Source organism: Cupriavidus sp. H18C1, assembly GCF_049311595.1.
Lineage (GTDB): Bacteria > Pseudomonadota > Gammaproteobacteria > Burkholderiales > Burkholderiaceae > Cupriavidus > Cupriavidus cauae.
This window is the reverse complement of sequence record NZ_CP186009.1, coordinates 893,714-911,671: the sequence shown is the minus strand read 5'-3', so window position 1 is coordinate 911,671 and position 17,958 is coordinate 893,714. Positions and strand designations below refer to the sequence as shown.

General features: G+C 67.9%; 19 protein-coding genes, 2 tRNA genes and 1 pseudogene. 13 read left to right on the top strand and 9 right to left on the bottom strand.

Annotated features, from left to right (window positions below; genetic code table 11):
- Positions 1-132 precede the first annotated feature (132 nt).
- On the top strand, positions 133-1,518 hold the full coding sequence (locus OJJOAM_RS19945) for an aldehyde dehydrogenase family protein (protein WP_422650855.1): 1,386 nt from the start codon (positions 133-135) through the stop codon (positions 1,516-1,518).
- Between the two features lie 168 nt (positions 1,519-1,686).
- Here the strand turns inward: OJJOAM_RS19945 and OJJOAM_RS19940 are convergent, their stop codons facing one another.
- The 3 genes from OJJOAM_RS19940 to OJJOAM_RS19930 form a co-directional block, all read right to left on the bottom strand.
- A complete protein-coding gene (locus OJJOAM_RS19940) occupies positions 1,687-2,283 on the bottom strand; it encodes a CDP-alcohol phosphatidyltransferase family protein (protein ID WP_422650981.1) in 597 nt (198 codons plus the stop codon).
- A gap of 195 nt (positions 2,284-2,478) precedes the next feature.
- The gene (locus tag OJJOAM_RS19935) at positions 2,479-2,946 is read right to left on the bottom strand and encodes a DUF2127 domain-containing protein (RefSeq protein WP_422650854.1); all 468 of its coding nucleotides are present in this window, start codon (positions 2,944-2,946) and stop codon (positions 2,479-2,481) included.
- A 49-nt stretch (positions 2,947-2,995) separates the two neighbouring features.
- Positions 2,996-3,391 carry an NINE protein gene (locus OJJOAM_RS19930; RefSeq protein WP_223129660.1) on the bottom strand — a complete coding sequence of 132 codons (396 nt, stop codon included), beginning with the start codon at positions 3,389-3,391 and terminating at the stop codon, positions 2,996-2,998.
- 157 nt (positions 3,392-3,548) lie between these two features.
- On the opposite strand from OJJOAM_RS19930, the gene OJJOAM_RS19925 reads away from it, so the two are divergent.
- From OJJOAM_RS19925 to OJJOAM_RS19885, 9 genes and pseudogenes are all read left to right on the top strand, one after another.
- Positions 3,549-3,624 (top strand) — tRNA-Glu (locus OJJOAM_RS19925).
- A gap of 101 nt (positions 3,625-3,725) precedes the next feature.
- Positions 3,726-3,802 (top strand) — tRNA-Asp (locus tag OJJOAM_RS19920).
- A gap of 188 nt (positions 3,803-3,990) precedes the next feature.
- Positions 3,991-4,491 (top strand): GFA family protein, encoded by a 501-nt coding sequence (locus OJJOAM_RS19915; RefSeq protein ID WP_422650853.1) that lies wholly within the window; start codon positions 3,991-3,993, stop codon positions 4,489-4,491.
- A 260-nt stretch (positions 4,492-4,751) separates the two neighbouring features.
- Positions 4,752-4,988, top strand: a pseudogene (locus OJJOAM_RS19910) (glycosyltransferase); the annotation flags it as partial.
- Entirely contained in the window at positions 4,978-5,871 is an 894-nt protein-coding gene (locus OJJOAM_RS19905) for a glycosyltransferase family 4 protein (protein WP_422650852.1), read from the top strand. The pseudogene OJJOAM_RS19910 and the gene OJJOAM_RS19905, both read left to right, overlap by 11 nt.
- 19 nt (positions 5,872-5,890) lie before the next feature.
- Positions 5,891-8,107, top strand: coding sequence for a glycogen debranching N-terminal domain-containing protein (locus OJJOAM_RS19900; RefSeq protein WP_422650851.1), 2,217 nt, complete (start codon positions 5,891-5,893; stop codon positions 8,105-8,107).
- A gap of 199 nt (positions 8,108-8,306) precedes the next feature.
- A complete protein-coding gene (locus OJJOAM_RS19895) occupies positions 8,307-8,711 on the top strand; it encodes an OsmC family protein (protein ID WP_422650850.1) in 405 nt (134 codons plus the stop codon).
- A gap of 70 nt (positions 8,712-8,781) precedes the next feature.
- Positions 8,782-9,303 (top strand): M23 family metallopeptidase, encoded by a 522-nt coding sequence (locus OJJOAM_RS19890; RefSeq protein ID WP_422650980.1) that lies wholly within the window; start codon positions 8,782-8,784, stop codon positions 9,301-9,303.
- Between the two features lie 74 nt (positions 9,304-9,377).
- Positions 9,378-9,989, top strand: a complete 612-nt coding sequence (locus tag OJJOAM_RS19885) for an AAA family ATPase (RefSeq protein ID WP_422650849.1) — start codon at positions 9,378-9,380, stop codon at positions 9,987-9,989.
- Here OJJOAM_RS19885 and OJJOAM_RS19880 read toward each other — a convergent pair.
- The gene (locus tag OJJOAM_RS19880; protein ID WP_422650848.1) at positions 9,982-10,905 is read right to left on the bottom strand and encodes a LysR family transcriptional regulator; all 924 of its coding nucleotides are present in this window, start codon (positions 10,903-10,905) and stop codon (positions 9,982-9,984) included. The genes OJJOAM_RS19885 and OJJOAM_RS19880 overlap by 8 nt on opposite strands.
- Positions 10,906-11,083: 178 nt before the next feature.
- On the opposite strand from OJJOAM_RS19880, the gene OJJOAM_RS19875 reads away from it, so the two are divergent.
- The gene (locus OJJOAM_RS19875) at positions 11,084-12,274 is read left to right on the top strand and encodes an MFS transporter (RefSeq protein ID WP_422650979.1); all 1,191 of its coding nucleotides are present in this window, start codon (positions 11,084-11,086) and stop codon (positions 12,272-12,274) included.
- A 33-nt stretch (positions 12,275-12,307) separates the two neighbouring features.
- On the opposite strand, the gene OJJOAM_RS19870 is transcribed toward OJJOAM_RS19875, so the two are convergent.
- Complete coding sequence (locus OJJOAM_RS19870) at positions 12,308-12,589, bottom strand: hypothetical protein (RefSeq protein ID WP_422650847.1); 282 nt, start codon at positions 12,587-12,589, stop codon at positions 12,308-12,310.
- Between the two features lie 38 nt (positions 12,590-12,627).
- Positions 12,628-13,098, bottom strand: a complete 471-nt coding sequence (locus OJJOAM_RS19865; RefSeq protein WP_422650846.1) for a nucleotidyltransferase domain-containing protein — start codon at positions 13,096-13,098, stop codon at positions 12,628-12,630.
- Between the two features lie 81 nt (positions 13,099-13,179).
- On the opposite strand from OJJOAM_RS19865, the gene OJJOAM_RS19860 reads away from it, so the two are divergent.
- Entirely contained in the window at positions 13,180-13,392 is a 213-nt protein-coding gene (locus OJJOAM_RS19860; RefSeq protein ID WP_006576618.1) for a DUF3820 family protein, read from the top strand.
- On the opposite strand, the gene OJJOAM_RS19855 is transcribed toward OJJOAM_RS19860, so the two are convergent.
- Positions 13,389-14,333 (bottom strand): cation diffusion facilitator family transporter, encoded by a 945-nt coding sequence (locus tag OJJOAM_RS19855; protein ID WP_422650845.1) that lies wholly within the window; start codon positions 14,331-14,333, stop codon positions 13,389-13,391. The genes OJJOAM_RS19860 and OJJOAM_RS19855 overlap by 4 nt on opposite strands.
- 107 nt (positions 14,334-14,440) lie before the next feature.
- The gene (locus OJJOAM_RS19850) at positions 14,441-15,349 is read right to left on the bottom strand and encodes a LysR family transcriptional regulator (protein WP_422650844.1); all 909 of its coding nucleotides are present in this window, start codon (positions 15,347-15,349) and stop codon (positions 14,441-14,443) included.
- Between the two features lie 155 nt (positions 15,350-15,504).
- Here OJJOAM_RS19850 and OJJOAM_RS19845 point away from each other — a divergent pair, with 155 nt between their 5' ends.
- The gene (locus OJJOAM_RS19845) at positions 15,505-16,266 is read left to right on the top strand and encodes an SDR family NAD(P)-dependent oxidoreductase (protein ID WP_422650843.1); all 762 of its coding nucleotides are present in this window, start codon (positions 15,505-15,507) and stop codon (positions 16,264-16,266) included.
- Between the two features lie 133 nt (positions 16,267-16,399).
- Here OJJOAM_RS19845 and OJJOAM_RS19840 read toward each other — a convergent pair whose 3' ends face one another.
- Positions 16,400-17,887 carry an efflux transporter outer membrane subunit gene (locus OJJOAM_RS19840; RefSeq protein ID WP_422650842.1) on the bottom strand — a complete coding sequence of 496 codons (1,488 nt, stop codon included), beginning with the start codon at positions 17,885-17,887 and terminating at the stop codon, positions 16,400-16,402.
- Positions 17,888-17,958: the final 71 nt, after the last annotated feature.

Here is a 17,958-nt window from a genome sequence, read left to right as displayed (position 1 = left end):
CGCGAGGAGCCATCATGCCGTCGCCTCTGCCGCCAACGCGTTCGCTGCCCTCCCCCGAATTCACCGATCTGGCCCAATTCGTCCTCGCTACCGCGCCACGACCTGCTGATCGGCGCCGAACGTATCGCGCCGATGTCCGGCACCTATTCGACCGATATCGATCCCGCCACCGAGACACCGATCGCGCTGGTCGCGCAGGGCGGCCCGGCCGAGGTCGACCTCGCGGTGCAGACCGCGCGCCGCGCACTGAAGGGCTGGAGCCGCATGCGCGCCGCCGAACGGGGCCGCATCCTGCAGCGTTTCGCCGACCTGCTCGAGGCGCATCGGGACGAGCTGGTCGCGCTGGAGAGCCTCGACGCCGGCAAGCCGCTGGCCGCGGTACGCCGGCAGGACCTGCCGGCGGTGATCGACACCGTGCGCTACTACGCGGGCTGGGCCGACAAGATCCACGGCGACGTGATACCGGCGCGCCCCGACGCGCTGACCTATACCGTGCGCGAGCCGGTCGGCGTGGTGGCCGCGATCGTGCCGTGGAATTTCCCGCTGATGATCGGCATGTGGAAGATCGCACCGGCGCTGGCATGCGGCTGCACCGTGATCGTCAAACCCGCGGAAATCACGCCGCTGTCGGCGCTGCGCGTCGGCGAGCTGGCGCTCGAAGCCGGCCTGCCGCCCGGCGTGCTCAATATCGTCACCGGCAAGGGCAGCGTGGTCGGCGATGCGCTGGTCGGCCATCCCGGCATCGACAAGGTGACCTTCACCGGCTCGCCGGGCGTGGGCCGCGGCATCATGCAGGGCGCGGCGGGCAACTTCAAGCGCGTCACGCTCGAGCTCGGCGGCAAATCGGCCAACCTGATCTTTGCGGACGCGGATCTCGACGCGGCGGTACGGGCCGCGGCATCGGGCATTTTCTTCAACGCCGGCCAGGTCTGCTCCGCCGGATCGCGCATCCTCGCGCAACGCGCCATCTACGACGAGGTGGTCGAGCGGCTCGCGGCACGTGCCAACGCGATCCGCGTCGGCGACCCGGCCTCGCCCGAGACGACGATGGGACCGCTGGTGTCGAAGGCGCAGCTGAAGACGGTGCTGGACTATATCGAGATCGGCAAGCAGGAAGGCGCGTCCGCGGTCGCGGGCGGCATGCGGGTCGGTGAGCGCGGCTACTTCGTCGCGCCCACGGTGTTCGCCAACGTCGCGCACGAGATGCGCATCTCGCAGGAGGAGATCTTCGGCCCGGTGGCCGCCGTGATTCCCTTCGATGACGAGGCCGATGCGATCCGCATCGCCAACGGTACCGCGTTCAGCCTGGCGGCCGGCGTCTGGAGCGCGGACATCGGGCGCGTGCACCGCGTCGCCGGCGAATTGAAGGCGGGCACGGTATGGATCAACACCTACGGCTATACCGATGTCCGGCTGCCCTGGGGCGGTGCCGGCGATTCGGGGCTGGGCCGGGAACACGGCGACGCGGCGCTGCAGAACTTCACCGAACCGAAGACCGTCTGGCTGTCGCTGCGATAGGCGATCGCCGAATCCGGTCGTCGCATTCGGTGGCCGCATTCGGTCGTCGCATTCGGTGGCCGCATTCGGTGGCCGCATTCGGTCGCCGCATTCGGTGGCCGCATTCGGTCGCCGCATTCAGTCGCCGCAGGCGATCGCCGCGGACGATCGCCGCGGACGATCACGCCGTCAGAACTTCGGGATCCGCAGCGTCTTGCTGATCATCAGCGAGCCCGACAGCACGAACAGCAGCACGAGCGGATGCAGCACCGCCGGACCCAGCGTCCAGGCACCGCCGACCAGCGCATCGCCGATGCGGCCCTGCCAGGCGCACAGCGCCAGCACGCCGGTCAGCACCACGCTGGTCGGGATCGGCGTGCCCTCGAAATAGGACACCTTGCCGCTGGCCCCGGACAGCGATTCGGCCGTGACGTTGAAGCGCGCGAGCCGGCTGACACCGCAGCAGACGAAATAGATCAGCGCCAGCAGATCCCAGCCGCCGCGCATGCCGGCGGCGAAGGCCAGCGTCGCGGGACCGACGCCGAAGGAGATGATGTCGGCCAGCGAATCGAGCTCGCGGCCCAGCGCCGAATGCGCATGGCGCCAGCGCGCGACGCGGCCGTCGATCACGTCGAAGAAGAAGGCGGCGGGCGCGAAGGCCGCCGCGATCAGGAAGTGCCGCAGCGACTGGCTGTCGATGTAGAACATCGCGAAGAATACCGACGCCATGCCGCAGGCCGCATTGGCCAGCGTAAAGACGTCGGCCAGCGCCAGTTCGCGGATCATCGAGAAATGCCGCGGCCGTGCGGATGGATCGGCCGATGATCGGGTCGGATCGTTCGATTCAGGCATGTCTGGCTCCTCGCGTGGTCGGTCTTCGAGAGTCCCCCCTGGGCCCTCTCGTCCCCTCGTTCCGCTTGTCCCCTGGCGATCCCCCCTGTCCTCCCCCGATGCACGGGCCGTGCCTGCATCAGGCGCCGGTCATCGCGGCGTGCCGCGTCGGCGGGCCAGGCTTGCGGCCAGATAGGCGACGATCGCCACGTTGGCGACGGCCACGCCGATGTGTATCCAGGTCGGATGCCGCGCCGCTTCGTAAAGTTCCACCGGAATATAGATCGCACCGGACCAGACGCCCAGCCATTGGGCCCAGGCGCGTTCGTGCCACAGGCCGTACGCCTCGGCGAATCGCATCGCCGCATAGAGCGCGGCCGACGCGCCGATGGCCCACAGGCGCGGATCGTCGGGATGCGCGGCCAGCGACAGGAAGATCGTCGGATAGCGGCTGCCGGGATTCAGGTGCAGCCGCGCGACGATGGCCTCGGCCAGCGCCTGCGCGTCGCGATGCAGCAGCGCCGCCAGGCCGATGCCGGCCAGCACCACCAGCGCGCCCTTGGTCGCCTCCAGCAGCGCAATGCCTTTCAGCCCGAGCGCGCCTTGCCTGCCTGCCATGGTTCAGCGCTCCGTGCGCATGGGACGCGGTCCGCCGCTCAGGAGAAGCTCAGGAGAACACGCGGTTCTTGTCGGACACCTGGTCATTGAGCGTCCAGAAGTCGTACAGCACGCCGATCAGGAAGAAGCCGCCGGTCACCAGATACAGCAGGCCGGTCAGCCATTTGCCCATATACATCCGATGCACACCGAAGATGCCGAGGAAGGTCAGCAGAATCCAGGCGATATTGAAATCGACGCGGCCCGAGGTAAAGCGGCGATCGGCATCCCGGTCCATGCCGGGAATCAGAAACAGATCGATCAGCCAGCCGATGCCCAGCAGGCCGAGCGTCAGGAACCAGATCGTGCCAGTCACCGGTTTGCCGTAGTAGAAACGATGCGAGCCGGTAAAACCGAAGATCCAGAGCAAATATCCGATCAGCTTGCTGTGCGTGTCCTGAAGCATGTCCATCCTCATGTTGTCGTGCCGGAATGATGCCATAGGCATCTGTCGAACCCGCCGATTCGCAAACTGCAGCGAAGAGACTTCACACGCTAAAAAAACGGCGTTATACTTGCGCCCCTCGCGACGCAAAACACAGCGTCAATGCGAAACGGTTCCAGTCCCCTTCGTCTAGAGGCCTAGGACATCACCCTTTCACGGTGAGTACAGGGGTTCGAATCCCCTAGGGGACGCCAGCTTGACCGGATGCCATGCATCCGGATGCCGACTGGACCGATCGCTGCAATGCCGGCAACCATGCCAAGCAGTGCGGCGGCGCCAGCAGGCAAGCCGACAAGGAGTGGTAGTTCAGTCGGTTAGAATACCGGCCTGTCACGCCGGGGGTCGCGGGTTCGAGTCCCGTCCACTCCGCCAGCAACAAGCAGAAAACCCGCCAATCGCAAGATCGGCGGGTTTTTTTGTTTTGGCGGGGCATCTTCGCTGCTGCCCTGCCAGCGGACCGGTATTGGCTTGGTATTCCAATTGGTATTCCGATTGGTATTCCGCGGGCGAACTTCCACAATAAGAACCTCGATCCACCACTCCTGGAAGATGAGGTCGCCATGCATCTGGAAGGCTCCTGTCATTGCGGCGCGGTGCGTTTCAGCGTCGAGTCCTCTTCGTATTACCCCTTCATGCATTGCCATTGCTCGATCTGCCGCAAGACCGCGGGCTCGGGCGGCTATGCGATCAATCTCGGCGCCGATGCCAACACGCTGCGCGTACGCGGCCGCAAGCATCTGGGCATCTATCACGCCGTGATGCGCGAGCCCGGCAAGCGCGCGACCCGCTCGCCGGCATCGCGGCATTTCTGCCTGCAATGCGGCAGCCCGCTGTGGCTGTGGGACCCGCGCTGGCCGGAACTGGTCCATCCCCATGCGTCGGCGATCGACACCCCGCTGCCGCGCCCGCCGGAGGTCGTCGAGGCGGCGCTGGACTATGCCGCGCCCTGGGTCGACGTGCCGCGCGGCAAGGGGCATGTCCATTGCCGCCAGTGGCCCGACGAATCGCTGGCGCAATGGCATGCGCGGCATGGCCTCGGCGAGGGCGACGGCGAGCGCTGAGGCCGTCGGACCACCGGCCGGGCAAGGGCCACATGCGGCCCGCCCTTCACACCGCTTCGGCATCGCATATAACTAGCTGAGGAGGGCGGCGCCGCTGCGCGCCGCCCGAAAAAATTTTTGCCGGGCGGCTCTTGAAGGTCACACAGCCGCCCTTAATTTGGCGTCGGCCCGTCTTCTCTGGAACGGCACCCACGCCGCATCGGCCATCGCGGCCGTGCGGCTTCCGGACAGTCAACTTCGCTTGAAGAGGAGGTTTGCTGATGAAGATTGCCCAGATCGCCCCGCTTGCCGAGCGTTGCCCGCCCAAGCTCTACGGGGGCACCGAGCGCATCGTGTCCTATCTGACCGAAGAGCTTGTCCGCCAGGGTCATGACGTGACCCTGTTCGCCAGCGGCGACTCCAGGACCGCCGCCCGGCTGGTACGCGGCTCGGACATCGCGCTACGGCTCGATCCCAGGGTGAAAGACCCGATCCCCCTATCACATCATGATGCTGGACGAGGTCCGCCGGCGCGCCGACGACTTCGACGTTCTGCACTTCCACATCGACCTGCTGCATTTCCCGCTGGTCCGCGACATCGCCGAGCGCACCGTCACCACGCTGCATGGCCGGCTCGATCTGCCCGATCTGGTGCCGTTCTATCGCGCCTTCCCCGAATTTCCGCTGGTGTCGATCTCCGACGACCAGCGCCGCCCGATGCCGCCCGTCAACTGGGTCGGCACGGTGCACCATGGCCTGCCGTGTGATCTGCTGCCCTACACCGCCGAGCCGAAGGGCGGCTATCTGGCCTTCCTCGGCCGCATCTCGCCCGAAAAACGGCCCGATCGCGCCATCGAGATCGCCGCGCGCACCGGCATGCCGCTGAAGATCGCCGCCAAGATCGACAAGGCCGACCAGGCCTATTGGGACGAAGTCATCGCGCCGATGATCGCCGCGCATCCAAAGGTAAAGTTCATCGGCGAAATCAACGAGCATCAGAAAGCCGAATTCCTCGGCAACGCGCGTGCGCTGCTGTTCCCGATCGACTGGCCGGAGCCCTTCGGCCTGGTGATGATCGAGGCGATGGCCTGCGGCACGCCGGTGATCGCCTACCGCTGCGGCTCGGTGCCCGAAGTCATCGACGAGGGGGTGACCGGCTTTATCGTCGACGACATCGAGCAGGCGGCGCAGGCGGTGGGACGCATCGACGAACTCGACCGCAGCACGATCCGCGCCACCTTCGAACAGCGCTTCACGGTGGAACGAATGGCGCAGCAGTATGTCGAGATCTATCGCAGCCTGGCCGATCTCAGCGCCGGTGCGCTGCTGCGCCGTGCCATGGGGGCAACGGTGGGCGGCGCGGCCGGCAGCGACCGCGTCGGCCTGCGCGCTCTCGCCTGAACCGCAAAGGATCGCGACGATGCCAACCGCCAGCACTGTTGCCGCCTCCCACGCGCCGGCGCCCACCGGGCCCGGCGGTACCCAGCTCGCCCAGTTCTTCATCCCGGCCGCCGCGTCGCTGCAGGAGCGAAGGCCGCGCACGCTCAAGCATGGCGACACCTTCGCGGTGTTCGACCACAATGGCGACGCGCTGTCCGGCCCCGGCAGTCCCGAGGGCGTATTCCATCGGGACACCCGCCACCTGTCGCACCTGTTCCTGTCGATCGACGGCGCGCGGCCGATGCTGCTGTCCTCGACGCTGCGCGACGACAACGCGACGCTGACCTGCGACCTGACCAATCCCGATCTGTTCGACGGCGATGGCCAATTGAAGATCGAACACGATCTGCTGCATCTGCGCCGCTCGCGCTTCCTGTGGAATGCGACCTGCTACGAGCGGCTGGTCATCCGCAACTTCGACGAGAAGCCGCGCCGCATCCAACTCGAGCTCGCGTTCGCCGCGGACTTCGCCGACCTGTTCGAGGTCCGGGGCTCGAAACGCGAGCGCCGCGGCGAACATCATCCGCCCCGCATCAGCAACAATCGGGTCATCCTCAGCTATACCGGGCTCGACCAGCAGAGCCGGCACACCGCGCTGCTGTTCGATCCGGCGCCGACCCGGCTGACCGGCAATTGCGCGCGCTTCACGCTGGATATCCAGCCGAAGGAGGCCCGCCTGCTGTTCGTCGAGATCCGCTGCGGCATCGGCGAGATTCCGCAGCAGACGCGCTGCGCCTTCTTCAGCGCGCTGCGCGACGCCCGGCGCGCGCTGCGCAACTCGGCTTCGCGCGCGGCCTCGATCGTGACCTCCAACGAGATCTTCAACGAGGCCGTCCGGCGCAGCGTGTCGGACCTGTACATGCTGATCACCGATACGCCGGAGGGACCCTACCCTTACGCCGGCATCCCGTGGTTCAGCACCGTGTTCGGCCGCGATGCGCTGATCACCGCGCTGGAGACGCTGTGGCTGGACCCCAATATTGCGCGCGGCGTGCTCGGCTATCTGGCGGCCAATCAGGCCACCGAGAACGATGCGGCCGCCGACGCCGAGCCCGGCAAGATCCTGCACGAGGTCCGGCACGGCGAGATGGCCGAGCTGGGCGAGGTGCCGTTCCGCCGCTACTACGGCAGCATCGACTCGACGCCGCTGTTCGTGATGCTGGCCGGCGCCTATCTGCACCGCACCGGAGACCTGGGCACGCTGCAGCGGCTGTGGCCGAGCCTCGAGGCCGCGCTGCAATGGATCGAGCGCTATGGCGATCGCGATGGCGACGGCTTCGTCGAGTACGGCAGGCGCACCACCGAAGGGCTGGTCAATCAGGGCTGGAAGGACAGCCAGGACTCGGTCTTCCATGCCGACGGCACGCTGGCCAAGGGCCCGATCGCGCTGGCGGAGGTGCAGGCCTACGTCTACGGCGCCTGGCAGGCCGCCGCCGATATCGCCGCGCAGCTGGGCATGACCGAGCGCGCCACCCAATGCGCCGCGCGCGCCGAGGCGCTGCGCGCGGCCTTCGATGCGGAGTTCTTCGACGAGGCGCTCGGCACCTATGTGCTGGCGCTCGATGGCGACAAGCGTCCGTGCCGCGTGCGCACATCGAACGCCGGCCATGCGCTGCTGACCGGCATCGCGCTGCCTGAGCGCGCGAGCGCGGTGGTACGCACGCTGATGTCGGGAACGTCGTTCTGCGGCTGGGGCGTGCGGACCGTGGCGTCGACCGAGGCGCGCTACAACCCGATGAGCTATCACAACGGCTCGGTCTGGCCGCACGACAATGCGCTGATCGCGGGCGGCATGGCGCGCTACGGCTTCCATCGCGAGGCAGCGCGGATTTTCGAGGGCCTGTTCGCCGCGTCCACCTATATCGACCTGCGCCGGCTGCCCGAGCTGTTCTGCGGCTTCCCGCGCCAGGGCACGCAAGGCCCGACCTTCTATCCGGTTGCCTGCACCCCGCAGGCCTGGGCCGCGGCCGCACCCCTGTACATGCTGCAGGCCAGCCTCGGACTCGGCTTCGACACCGAGCGCGTGCATATCACCTTCGACGAGCCGGCGCTGCCGGCCTTCCTCGACGAGGTGGTCTTCCGCAATCTCGCGGTCGGCGGCGGCTCGGCCGACGTCGCGCTGCGGCGCTCGGGCCGGCATGTCGTCGTGGACATGCTGGAGCGGCGCGGACCGGTGCGGGTGTTGACGACGAATTGAACGAGGAATCGACCGAGGAACGATCGAGGAATCGGCGAGGCATCGAGGCACCCCGGCGCCGGGGCCGGCTGTACGCGCAAGCGCTTAAGTGATAGTGTGAGCCGCTCCGGCACCGGCCTCGGCAGTCAGCATTGCCGGTACCGTCCCATCTTTTCCTCGCCTCGCCTTCCCTTCCCTTCCCTGCAAGGAGCCGCCCGTCATGACCCCGGTTTCCCACGCCAGTGTCCGCGCCGCCGGACCGAACTACCGGCACGAGATCACCACCGGCAAGCATCAGCTGGTGTCCGACGAACCCGCCAAGGCGGGCGGGCAGGATGCCGGGCCGGCTCCGTACGACTATGTGCTGACCGGGCTCGGTGCCTGCACCGCGATCACGCTGCGCATGTATGCGGACCGCAAGGGCTGGGACCTCGGCGATCTTCGCGTCGAGCTGACCTTGCTGAAGAACCGCGACGGCGATACGCGCATCGAACGCACGCTGCATGCGTCGACGGCGCTGAGCGACGAGCAATGGGAACGCTTGCTGGAGATCGCCGGCAAGACGCCGGTCACGCTGACACTGCAGGCCGGCGTGTCGATCGCGACCAGCAGAGCAACAGCCTGAGTCCGCGCGGATCGGCCAACACCACCGCAGGCTGATCCCCGTGTCGATCCTGCGCAGGCGTTCGGGGTGGTTGTGGGTCGCGGCCTTCGCGGCGGCGGCCTGGTGGGCCTGGCCGCGCGTCCAGCCGGTGCTGGACCGCATGTTCTACGGCATGCGCCTCGCCGCGATGCCGGCGCCGAAGACCCTGCCGGTGCCGGTTGCGGGCGTATCGGCCAACGCCCTGCGCGATACCTGGAACGCCGCGCGCTCCGGCGGACGGCAGCATCAGGGCATCGACATCTTCGCGCCGCGCGGACGCGAAGTCGTGTCGGCCACCGAAGGCATCGTCTCGCGCGTCGGCACCAACAATCTCGGTGGCCAGGTGGTCTGGGTCATGGGACCGGGCCGGCAGATGCACTACTATGCCCACCTCGATCGCTATGGCGAGATCGCGCCCGGCGATCGTGTCATGCCGGGCACCGTGCTCGGTTATGTCGGCAATACCGGCAACGCGCGCGGCACACCGCCGCATCTGCACTACGGCATCTATACGACGACCGGCGCGATCAATCCCTATCCGCTGCTGACGGCGCGCATCGCGACGTCGAAGTAAGCCGGCACGCGCCCGGCCGTCCATGTTTCGCCATTCGCAGCGCCCCGAAATTCCAATCATCCAGGAAGGAGCCCATGTCGGCACCAAGCTTCAACGAGACCCAACACCATGCCGCGGCCGGCGTCGCCGGCCATATCGACCGCCTGATTGTCTTCACCGGCGGCCCGGGCTCGGGCAAGAGCACGCTGATCGATGCGCTGGAGCGGCAAGGCTATGCCCGCTCGGAAGAAGCCGGTCGCGGCATCATCCAGGACCAGGTCGCGATCGACGGCCCGGCGCTGCCATGGCGCGACCGAAAGGCCTTCGCCGAGGCGATGCTCGGCTGGGAACTGCGTTCCTATCGACTGGCCCAGCGGCATTCCGGCCCGGTGCTGTTCGACCGCGGCGTGCCGGACGTGATCGGCTATCTGCGGCTGTGCGAACTGCCGGTGCCCGACCATCTGCTGCGTGCCGCGGCGACGTTCCGCTATCGCCAGCAGGTCTTCATCGCACCGCCCTGGCCGGAAATCTACCGGCAGGACGCCGAGCGCAAGCAGAGCCTGGACGAGGCCGAACGGACCTGCCACGCGGTGGCACAGGCCTATCGCGATTGCGGCTATACGCTGATCGAGCTGCCGCGCGTCGACGTGGCTGCGCGTGTGCGTTTCGTGACCGAGCGGATCGGCGCCGCGCGCGCTGTCATCTGAGTCCGCTGTCGCGTTCCCACGGTGGGATGTCGCCGAAGCGCTCGGCCAGGAAATCGACCAGCGCACGCACGCGCGGCGGCACCAGGCGTCGCTGCGGCATCACCGCATAGATGCCCGTGTCCGGGATCTGGTAGTCCGACAGCACCTGCACCAGACGGCCGGCACGCAGCATCGGGCAGACATGCCAGTACGAATGCAGCGCGATGCCGAGACCGCCCAGCGCCGCGTCCGACAGCAATTCGCCGGTATTGGCCTCGATCCGGCCCCGCACCCGCACAGCAATCTCTCGGCCGTCACGGTCTTCCAGCCGCCACAGGTCCTGCCTGCCCTGGCTGCCTACCAGCACCAGGCATTCGTGTTGGGCCAGCTCTTCCGGCGTGCGCGGCGTGCCATGCCGGCGCAGATAGTCAGGGGACGCGCACAGCAACCGCCGATTGTTGGCGAGCTTGCGCGCGACCAGCGTCGAATCGTCAAGCGCGCCGATGCGCACCGCCAGATCGAAGCCGGCACTGACCAGATCCACCACGCGGTCGTCCAGATGGATGTTCAGCCGAAGTTGCGGATGCCGCGCCATGAATTCGGGCAGCAGCGGCGACAGATACTGGCGGCCGAACGACGATGCCGTGGTCACACGCAGCGTACCGGTGACCTCGCCACCGGCCCGGCGCAACGAGCTGCCGAGGGCCTCCAGTTCCTCGACCAGCCCGCGGCCCTGCTCGGCCAGCGCCGCGCCCTCGGGCGTGGCATGCAGCCGGCGCGTGGTCCGGTGCAGCAGGCGTACGCCCAGGTCCTGCTCCAGACGCTTCAGGCGCTGGCTGGCCACTGCCACCGACAGGTCGAGACTGCGCGCGGCGGCGCTGATCGAGCCGAGGTCCAGCACCCGCAGGAACAGCGCGATATCGCCGATACGGTCCATGACTATCAATCGAATATTGAAACTGATTCATGATACCGCCGGTTTTTCAAAAAGATGCGGACAGGCAAACTGCGGGCCTTCCAATAGGAGAGTTGTCATGGCCGCCCCGCCTACTGCCACTACCCCGTCCACCAACAATCCCACTAGCAAGCCCACTACCAAGCCCGCGCGCGCAGGCATGCCGCTGGCGCTCTACGCGCTGACGGCCGGTTCCTTCGGCATCGGCTGCGCCGAATTCGTGATCATGGGGCTGCTGCTGCAGGTCAGCGCCGACCTGCACGTGTCGATCGCCTCGGCAGGCATGCTGGTGTCCGGCTACGCGTTCGGCGTCGCCGCCGGCGCCCCGATCCTGACGCTGCTGACGCGCCGCATGCCGCGCAAGGCCGTGCTGCTGGCGCTGATGGTGATCTACACCGTCGGCAACGCGGCCTGCGCGCTGGCGCCCGACTACACCACGCTGATGATCGCGCGCGTGATCACCTCGCTCACGCATGGCACCTTCTTCGGTGTCGGCGCCGTGGTGGCGACAGGCCTGGTGCCGGAAGACCGCCGTGCCTCGGCGATCTCGGTGATGTTCTCCGGCCTGACGCTGGCCACCCTGCTCGGCATGCCCGCGGGCGCCTGGCTCGGCCTGCATCTGGGCTGGCGCTCGACCTTCTGGGCGATGACGCTGATCGGGCTGGCATCGCTCGTCGTGATCGGCATGCTGGTCAAGGCCAGCCGCGACCACAGCGCGCCGGCCTCGTTGAAGGACGAGCTGGCGACCATGGTGCGGCCGCAGGTGATGCTGGGCCTGGCCATGACGATCCTGCAGGCCATCGGCATCTTTGCGGTGATCACCTACGTGCAGCCGCTGCTGACCAAGGTGGCCGGCTATGGCGAGGCGGCGGTGTCGCCGATCCTGCTGCTGTTCGGCGCCGGCATGATCGTCGGCAATCTGCTCGGGGGCCGGCTGGCGGACCGCCGTCCGGTCGCCGCGGTGCTCGCCACGCTGCTGTCGCTGGCGTCCGTGCTGGCGCTGATGACCTTCGCCATCCACCACCAGGTCGCGGTGGTCGCCTTCGTCGGCATCCTCGGCATCGCCGCCTTCGCCACTGTGTCGCCGCTGCAACTGCGCGTGCTGCGGCACGCGCGCGGACCGGGCCAGAACCTGGCGTCGAGCTTCAATATCGCCGCCTTCAACCTCGGCAATGCGCTGGGCGCCTGGCTCGGCGGCGTGGTGATCGACCACGGCCCGGGCCTGACCGCCCTGCCCTGGGTCGCCGCGCTCGCCCCGCTGTCGGCACTGGCGGTCGCGGCCTGGAGCGTGCGGCTGGAGCGGGCACGGCCGTCGTTGCCTGCGTGTGCGGCAGGGGTCGAGGCGGGTTGACAGGAGCGCCCGTTCGCCACCGGCCTTGCCGGCCTAGGCGAGCAGCTCTGCCTTTTCGGCCTGCAGCCAACGCAGGACATCACCGAGCAGCGCTGTGCCGGCCTCGATGCAATCGACCACCAGTCCGGGCGGCAACGTGTCTCCCGAGTAATCCGTGGCATTGCGCTGCTTGCGCAAGGTGTCCAGCACGATCAGTCGTTCGACGGGCAGGCCCATGGCTACCTGCAAGGCCTGGATAGCCGTACGGTGATGTCCTGCGCGGCTCGTCAGCGTGCGGTATCCGCAGGCATGCAACACCAGCATGGACAACTGCATGATGGCCTTGTAAGCGACATCGAAGCGGTTCTCGTTGCTCAGAGCGTCGATATGGGCATCAGCGAGATTTCGCCGGATCGCAGCCAGGAGTCGCTGAATGTGCCGCCGATCCGGGACGACGACGTCGAGGCTGATCCCCCACCAAGTTCTGCAAGGACATGCTCACTTCCGATCAGGAACAGCTTCGGCTTGGTCAGCACGTCGGAAAGAAAGGGGTCATGCTCGAGAACCCGGGTCCGCCATGCTCGCGCTGTCAATACCACGGGATTGACATCACGGCCGAGCGTACCTTCGACCGGATAGAAAAGCCGTACGACTTCTCTGAAATCGATGTCGCCGACGATGAAGACATCGACATCGCTCGCTGGGGAGGCCGCGCCGCGCGCCAGCGAGCCGAATACGAAGGCGGCATCGATGGCGGCGTTGCAACGATCGAGCGCGCTCAGCAAGGCGACAAGGAGAGCCTGCTGCGTTGCCAACGAGGAGGTGGACGGTTGCCTGGATTGCATCTCGGCTACGATTGTAGTTCTCGCCGACCAACCCGAACAGTTCGGCAAGCGCCCACAACCGGCCGAACCGCTTCCGCCACCATGCAACCCGAAGACCTGCAACTCCTCGTTACCCGCACCATGCCGTTCGGCAAATACAAGGGCCGGCTGATCGCCGATCTGCCGGGCAATTACCTGAACTGGTTTGCGCGCGAAGGGTTTCCGCCGGGTGAGATCGGGCGGTTGCTGGCGTTGATGCAGGAGCTCGACCACAACGGCCTGTCGCATCTGCTCGCGCCGCTGCGCAAGCGCTAGCCGGCCGTGCGGTCGACGGTGGCGCCGCCGCGGCGCACCGGGTCCATGTGGGTCATCACGTCGAGCACGTCGCGGTTTTCCATCGCGCGCCGGCGCGCCTCCATTGCGATCGCGTGGCCCTGCTCGACGGTCAGCATCGCTTCCATCTCCAGGTGCACGTCGACGAGGATCAAGTCGCCCATCTTGCGCGTGCGCAGGTCGTGCACGCCGAGCACGCCCGGCGTCGACAAGAGGCTATGCCGGATCGCCTCGACGGTGTGCGCGTCGGCGCCGCGGTCCATCAGGTCCTGCATCGCGTTCCAGCCGAAGCGCCAGCCCATGCGAACGATCATCAGGCCGACCACCATCGCGGCGACGGGATCGAGCCAGCGATAGCCGAGCAGGTTGCCGCCGATGCCGAGCGCGACCACCAGCGACGACGCGGCATCCGAGCGCGAATGCCATGCATTGGCAGCCAGCATGCTCGAGCGCACGCGCTGCGCGACGGACAGCAGATAGCGAAACAGCGATTCCTTCAGCACCAGCGTGCCGAGCGCCACCCACAGCGCGACCATGCCGACCGGCGGCGTATCGCCTGCGGGATCGACCTTGCCGGCCGCCGACCACAGCATGCCGACGCCGACGGCGAGCAGCAGCAAGCCAAGCGCCAGCGAAGCCGCGTTCTCGAAGCGTTGGTGCCCGTACTGGTGGTCTTCGTCGGGCCCCTTGCCGCTGTGCATGCCCGCGAACAGCACGATGAAATCGGACAGCATGTCCGACAGCGAATGGACGGCATCGGCCAGCAGCGCCTGCGAGCCGGCGACGATGCCGGTGACGGCCTGCGCGACGGTCAGCACCAGGTTGGCCGCCACGCTGACCAGCGTGCTGCGGCGCGCGGCGCGCTGCCGCAGCGCGGCATCGCCATGGTCGTGGGCGGGCTCGATGGGACGGGGCTTGCTCATGGGCTCGACTGTACCGCAGCAGCGTGGGCAATTCATGCTACGGCGGCCTTGGGCGTCATCCCATCGCCACCCAGGCAAGGCACCGCATCAGCGTCACCGCACGAGCGTCACGGCAGCGGTTCGAGATGAGGTGCCAGGATCTGCGCGATCCAGTCCATGAACACGCGCACGCGCCGCGGCAGATTGCGCCGCTGCGCATACAGCAGCGCGATCGGCATCGGCGGCGGGGCGAAGTCCGGCAGGATCTCGACCAGCTCGCCCGCGGCGAGCCTTGCCTGCATCGCCGTGGCCGGTACCTGGATGATGCCCAGGCCCGCGACCGCGGCTGCCTCGTACGCGGCGCCGTTGTTGACGGTGACGGCACCCGCCATCGGCATCGCCGCATGGCCGTCGCCATCCGGGTACTCGAAGCCGAGCGGGCGCTGCCCCAGCGTGCTGGCGTAGTGCACCAGCCGATGATGGCGAAGATCCTCGATGGTGCGGGGCGTGCCATGGCGACGCAGATAGCCGGGACTGGCGCAGTTGATCAGCCGCACCACGCCCAACGGCCGCGCCACCAGGCTGCTGTCCTCCAGCGTGCCGATACGCATCACGCAATCGAAGCCTTCGCGCACGACATCGACACGACGGTCGGTGCCGCTGATCTCGATGGAGAGCTCCGGATGCCTGTCGAGGAATTCCGGCAGCCGCGGAATCACGAACATCGACGCCATGCCGGCCGGCATGTCGACGCGCAGCCGGCCCTTCAGCGCCCCGCCGTCGCGCTGGAACATCCCATGCAGCTCGTCCATGTCGTCGAGCAGATCGCGGGCCCGCTCGTAGAACGCCTGCCCGTCGGCGGTCAGCTGGACCCGGCGCGTGGTGCGATGGAACAGTTGCGTGCCGAGGCTCGCCTCCAGCCGTTGCACCGCGATCGAAACGGCGGCCTTCGACAGGTCGAGGCTGTCCGCGGCCCGGGCGAAGCCGCCGAGTTCGGCGACGCGCAGAACGATGCGCAGTGTGTCGAGGGAGTCCATGGGGCCGGTCGTCCGAACGATTGTTTATCAGAAGAAAACAGAGCTATCGCACCACGCCAGTTTATGCGCCATGGATGGATCAATAAAGTGAATTCACGCGGCCCTACCGCGATCCGCAACGCGAAACCCGAAACCCCTTATCCGGAGTCCACTTCATGACCACAACCTCCCCCATCGCCGTGATCACCGGCGGTAGCCGCGGCCTGGGCCGCAATGCCGCGATCCATCTGGCCCGCCAGGGCACCGACGTGATCCTGACCTACCGGGGCCAGCGCGCCGAGGCCGAAAGCGCCATCGCCGAGATCGAGCGCCTCGGCCGGCGCGCCGCCGCGCTGCAACTGGACGTGGCCGACAGCCGCTCGTTCGCGGACTTCGCGGCCCAGGTCAAGTCGGTGCTGGCCGGCTGGGGCCGCAGCCGCTTCGATTTCCTGCTGAACAACGCCGGCATCGGCCTGCATGCCGCCTTTGCCGATACCACCGAAGAACAGTTCGACGAACTGATGCGCGTCCATCTGAAGGCGCCGTTCTTCCTGACGCAGGCCCTGCTGGGGCTGATCGCCGACGGCGGACGCATCCTCAATGTGTCGACCGGCCTCGCCCGCTTCGCGCTGCCGGGCTACTCGGCCTACGCGACGATGAAGGGGGGCGTCGAAGTGCTGACGCGCTATCTGGCGAAGGAGTTGGGCGCGCGCGGCATCAGTGTCAACACGCTGGCGCCCGGCGCCATCGAGACCGACTTCAGCGGCGGCGCCGTGCGCGACAACGCGCAGGTCAATGCCTTCGTTTCCTCCGTGACCGCGTTGGGTCGGCCCGGCAAGCCGGACGATATCGGCGCCGTGGTGGCGGCGTTGTTCGCGCCGGGCACCGGCTGGATCAACGCCCAGCGGGTCGAAGCCTCGGGCGGCATGATGCTTTGATGCAAAAAAAGAGGCCGGTCACGCCGGCCTCTCCCCTGTTGCGGCACGCCCGCTGCCTGCGCACAGCAGACAGCGGGCGTGTTGCTTTATTGCCTCGCCACGATCAACCTGACCGCGATCACCCTGACCGCGATCACCGTGCCGCGGCGTCGTTCGACGCCTGCACCGGCCCCCAGCCGCCGCCCAGGCTGCGCACCAGCGCCACGGTAGCGGCGGCGCGCAGGCCGGCCACCTGATTGGCCGCGCGCTGCGATTGCAGCACGGTCCGGTCCGCATCGATCACGGTCAGATAGTCGACCGCGCCGGCATCGTAGCGGCTGCGCGAGATCCGTTGCGCGCGGCGCGCCCCGGCGAGCGCGCTGTCGAGCGCGCTGGCCTGCTGCGACAGCCAGCGGACATCGGCCAGCCCATCCTCGACCTCGCGGAACGCCACCAGCACCGTCTGCCGGTAGGCCGCGACCGCTTCCTCATGCTGGGCGCGCGCCGCCGCCAGATTGGCGCGGTTGCGTCCACCATCGATGATCGGTGCCGCGATGGTCGAGCCGATCAGCGGGCCGAGCAGCCACGCACGCGAGGACCAGCGGAACAGATTGGACAGCTCGCTGGACTCGAAGCCGAACACGCCGGTCAACGAAATGCGCGGGAAGAAGGCCGACTTCGCCACGCCGATGCGCGCGTTGGCCGCGGCCATCAGGCGCTCGGCCTGCGCGATGTCGGGCCGGCGCTCGAGCAGGTCCGACGGCAACCCGGCCGGAATCGCGACCGGCGCGGCGTCGAAGGGACGTTCGGCCAGCGCGAACTGCGAAGGCGGCACGCCGGTCAGCACCGCCAGCGCATGCTCCTGGTTGGCGCGACGGCGCTCGATATCGGCCAGATCGGCACGCGCGGTGCCAAGCTCGGCCTCGGCACGTGCGGGATCGAGATCGGTGGTCTCGCCGGCATCGAAACGGCGCTTGAGCAGGCGCACCGCGTCCTCGCGCAGCGCGATCGTCGCACGCAGCAGTTGCCGCTCGGCATCGAGCGTACGCAGCACGAAGTAGGCCTGCGCGACGTCGGCCTGCAGCGTCAGCTGCACCGAGCGGAACAGGTCTTCCGCCGCTTCGCCCTCGGCGCGCGCGGCGCGAACGCTGTCGGCCACGCGGCCGAACAGATCCACTTCGTAGCTGGCGATCGCACGGGCGCGCAGCACAGTGCGCGGCGACACCGGCGTGCCGTCGGGCAGGCCGAGCGATGCCGCGGACGGCTGGCTGCGCGTCGGATCGAGGCCGACGCTCAGTTGCGGATACAGGTCGGCTTCGGCCACGCCGGTGAAGGCACGCGCCTGCTTGACGCGCGCGGCCGCCGCCGCGAGGTCCTGGTTATTGCTGTTGGCCGCGTCGATCAGCCGATCGAGTTCGGCGTCGCCGAACACCTTCCACCATTGGCCGCGTTCGACGCCCTCGGCCGGCGTCGCCACCTTCCACTGGGCGCCTTCGGCCTGCGCGGCCTCGGCCTCCTTGAAGGCCGGGGCGGTCGCGGTTTCCGGCACCTTGTAGGTCGGCGCCAGCGAGCAGCCTGCCAGCACCAGCGCGGCGGCCAGCGTGGCCAGCCGCGGCATCCACGATTGCAGGTTTGCTGTCATGTCGTTGTTCCTTGATTCTCGTTCTTTGGCTCGTTCGGTGTGCTCCCTGCCCGGGGGAGCGAGCACACCTT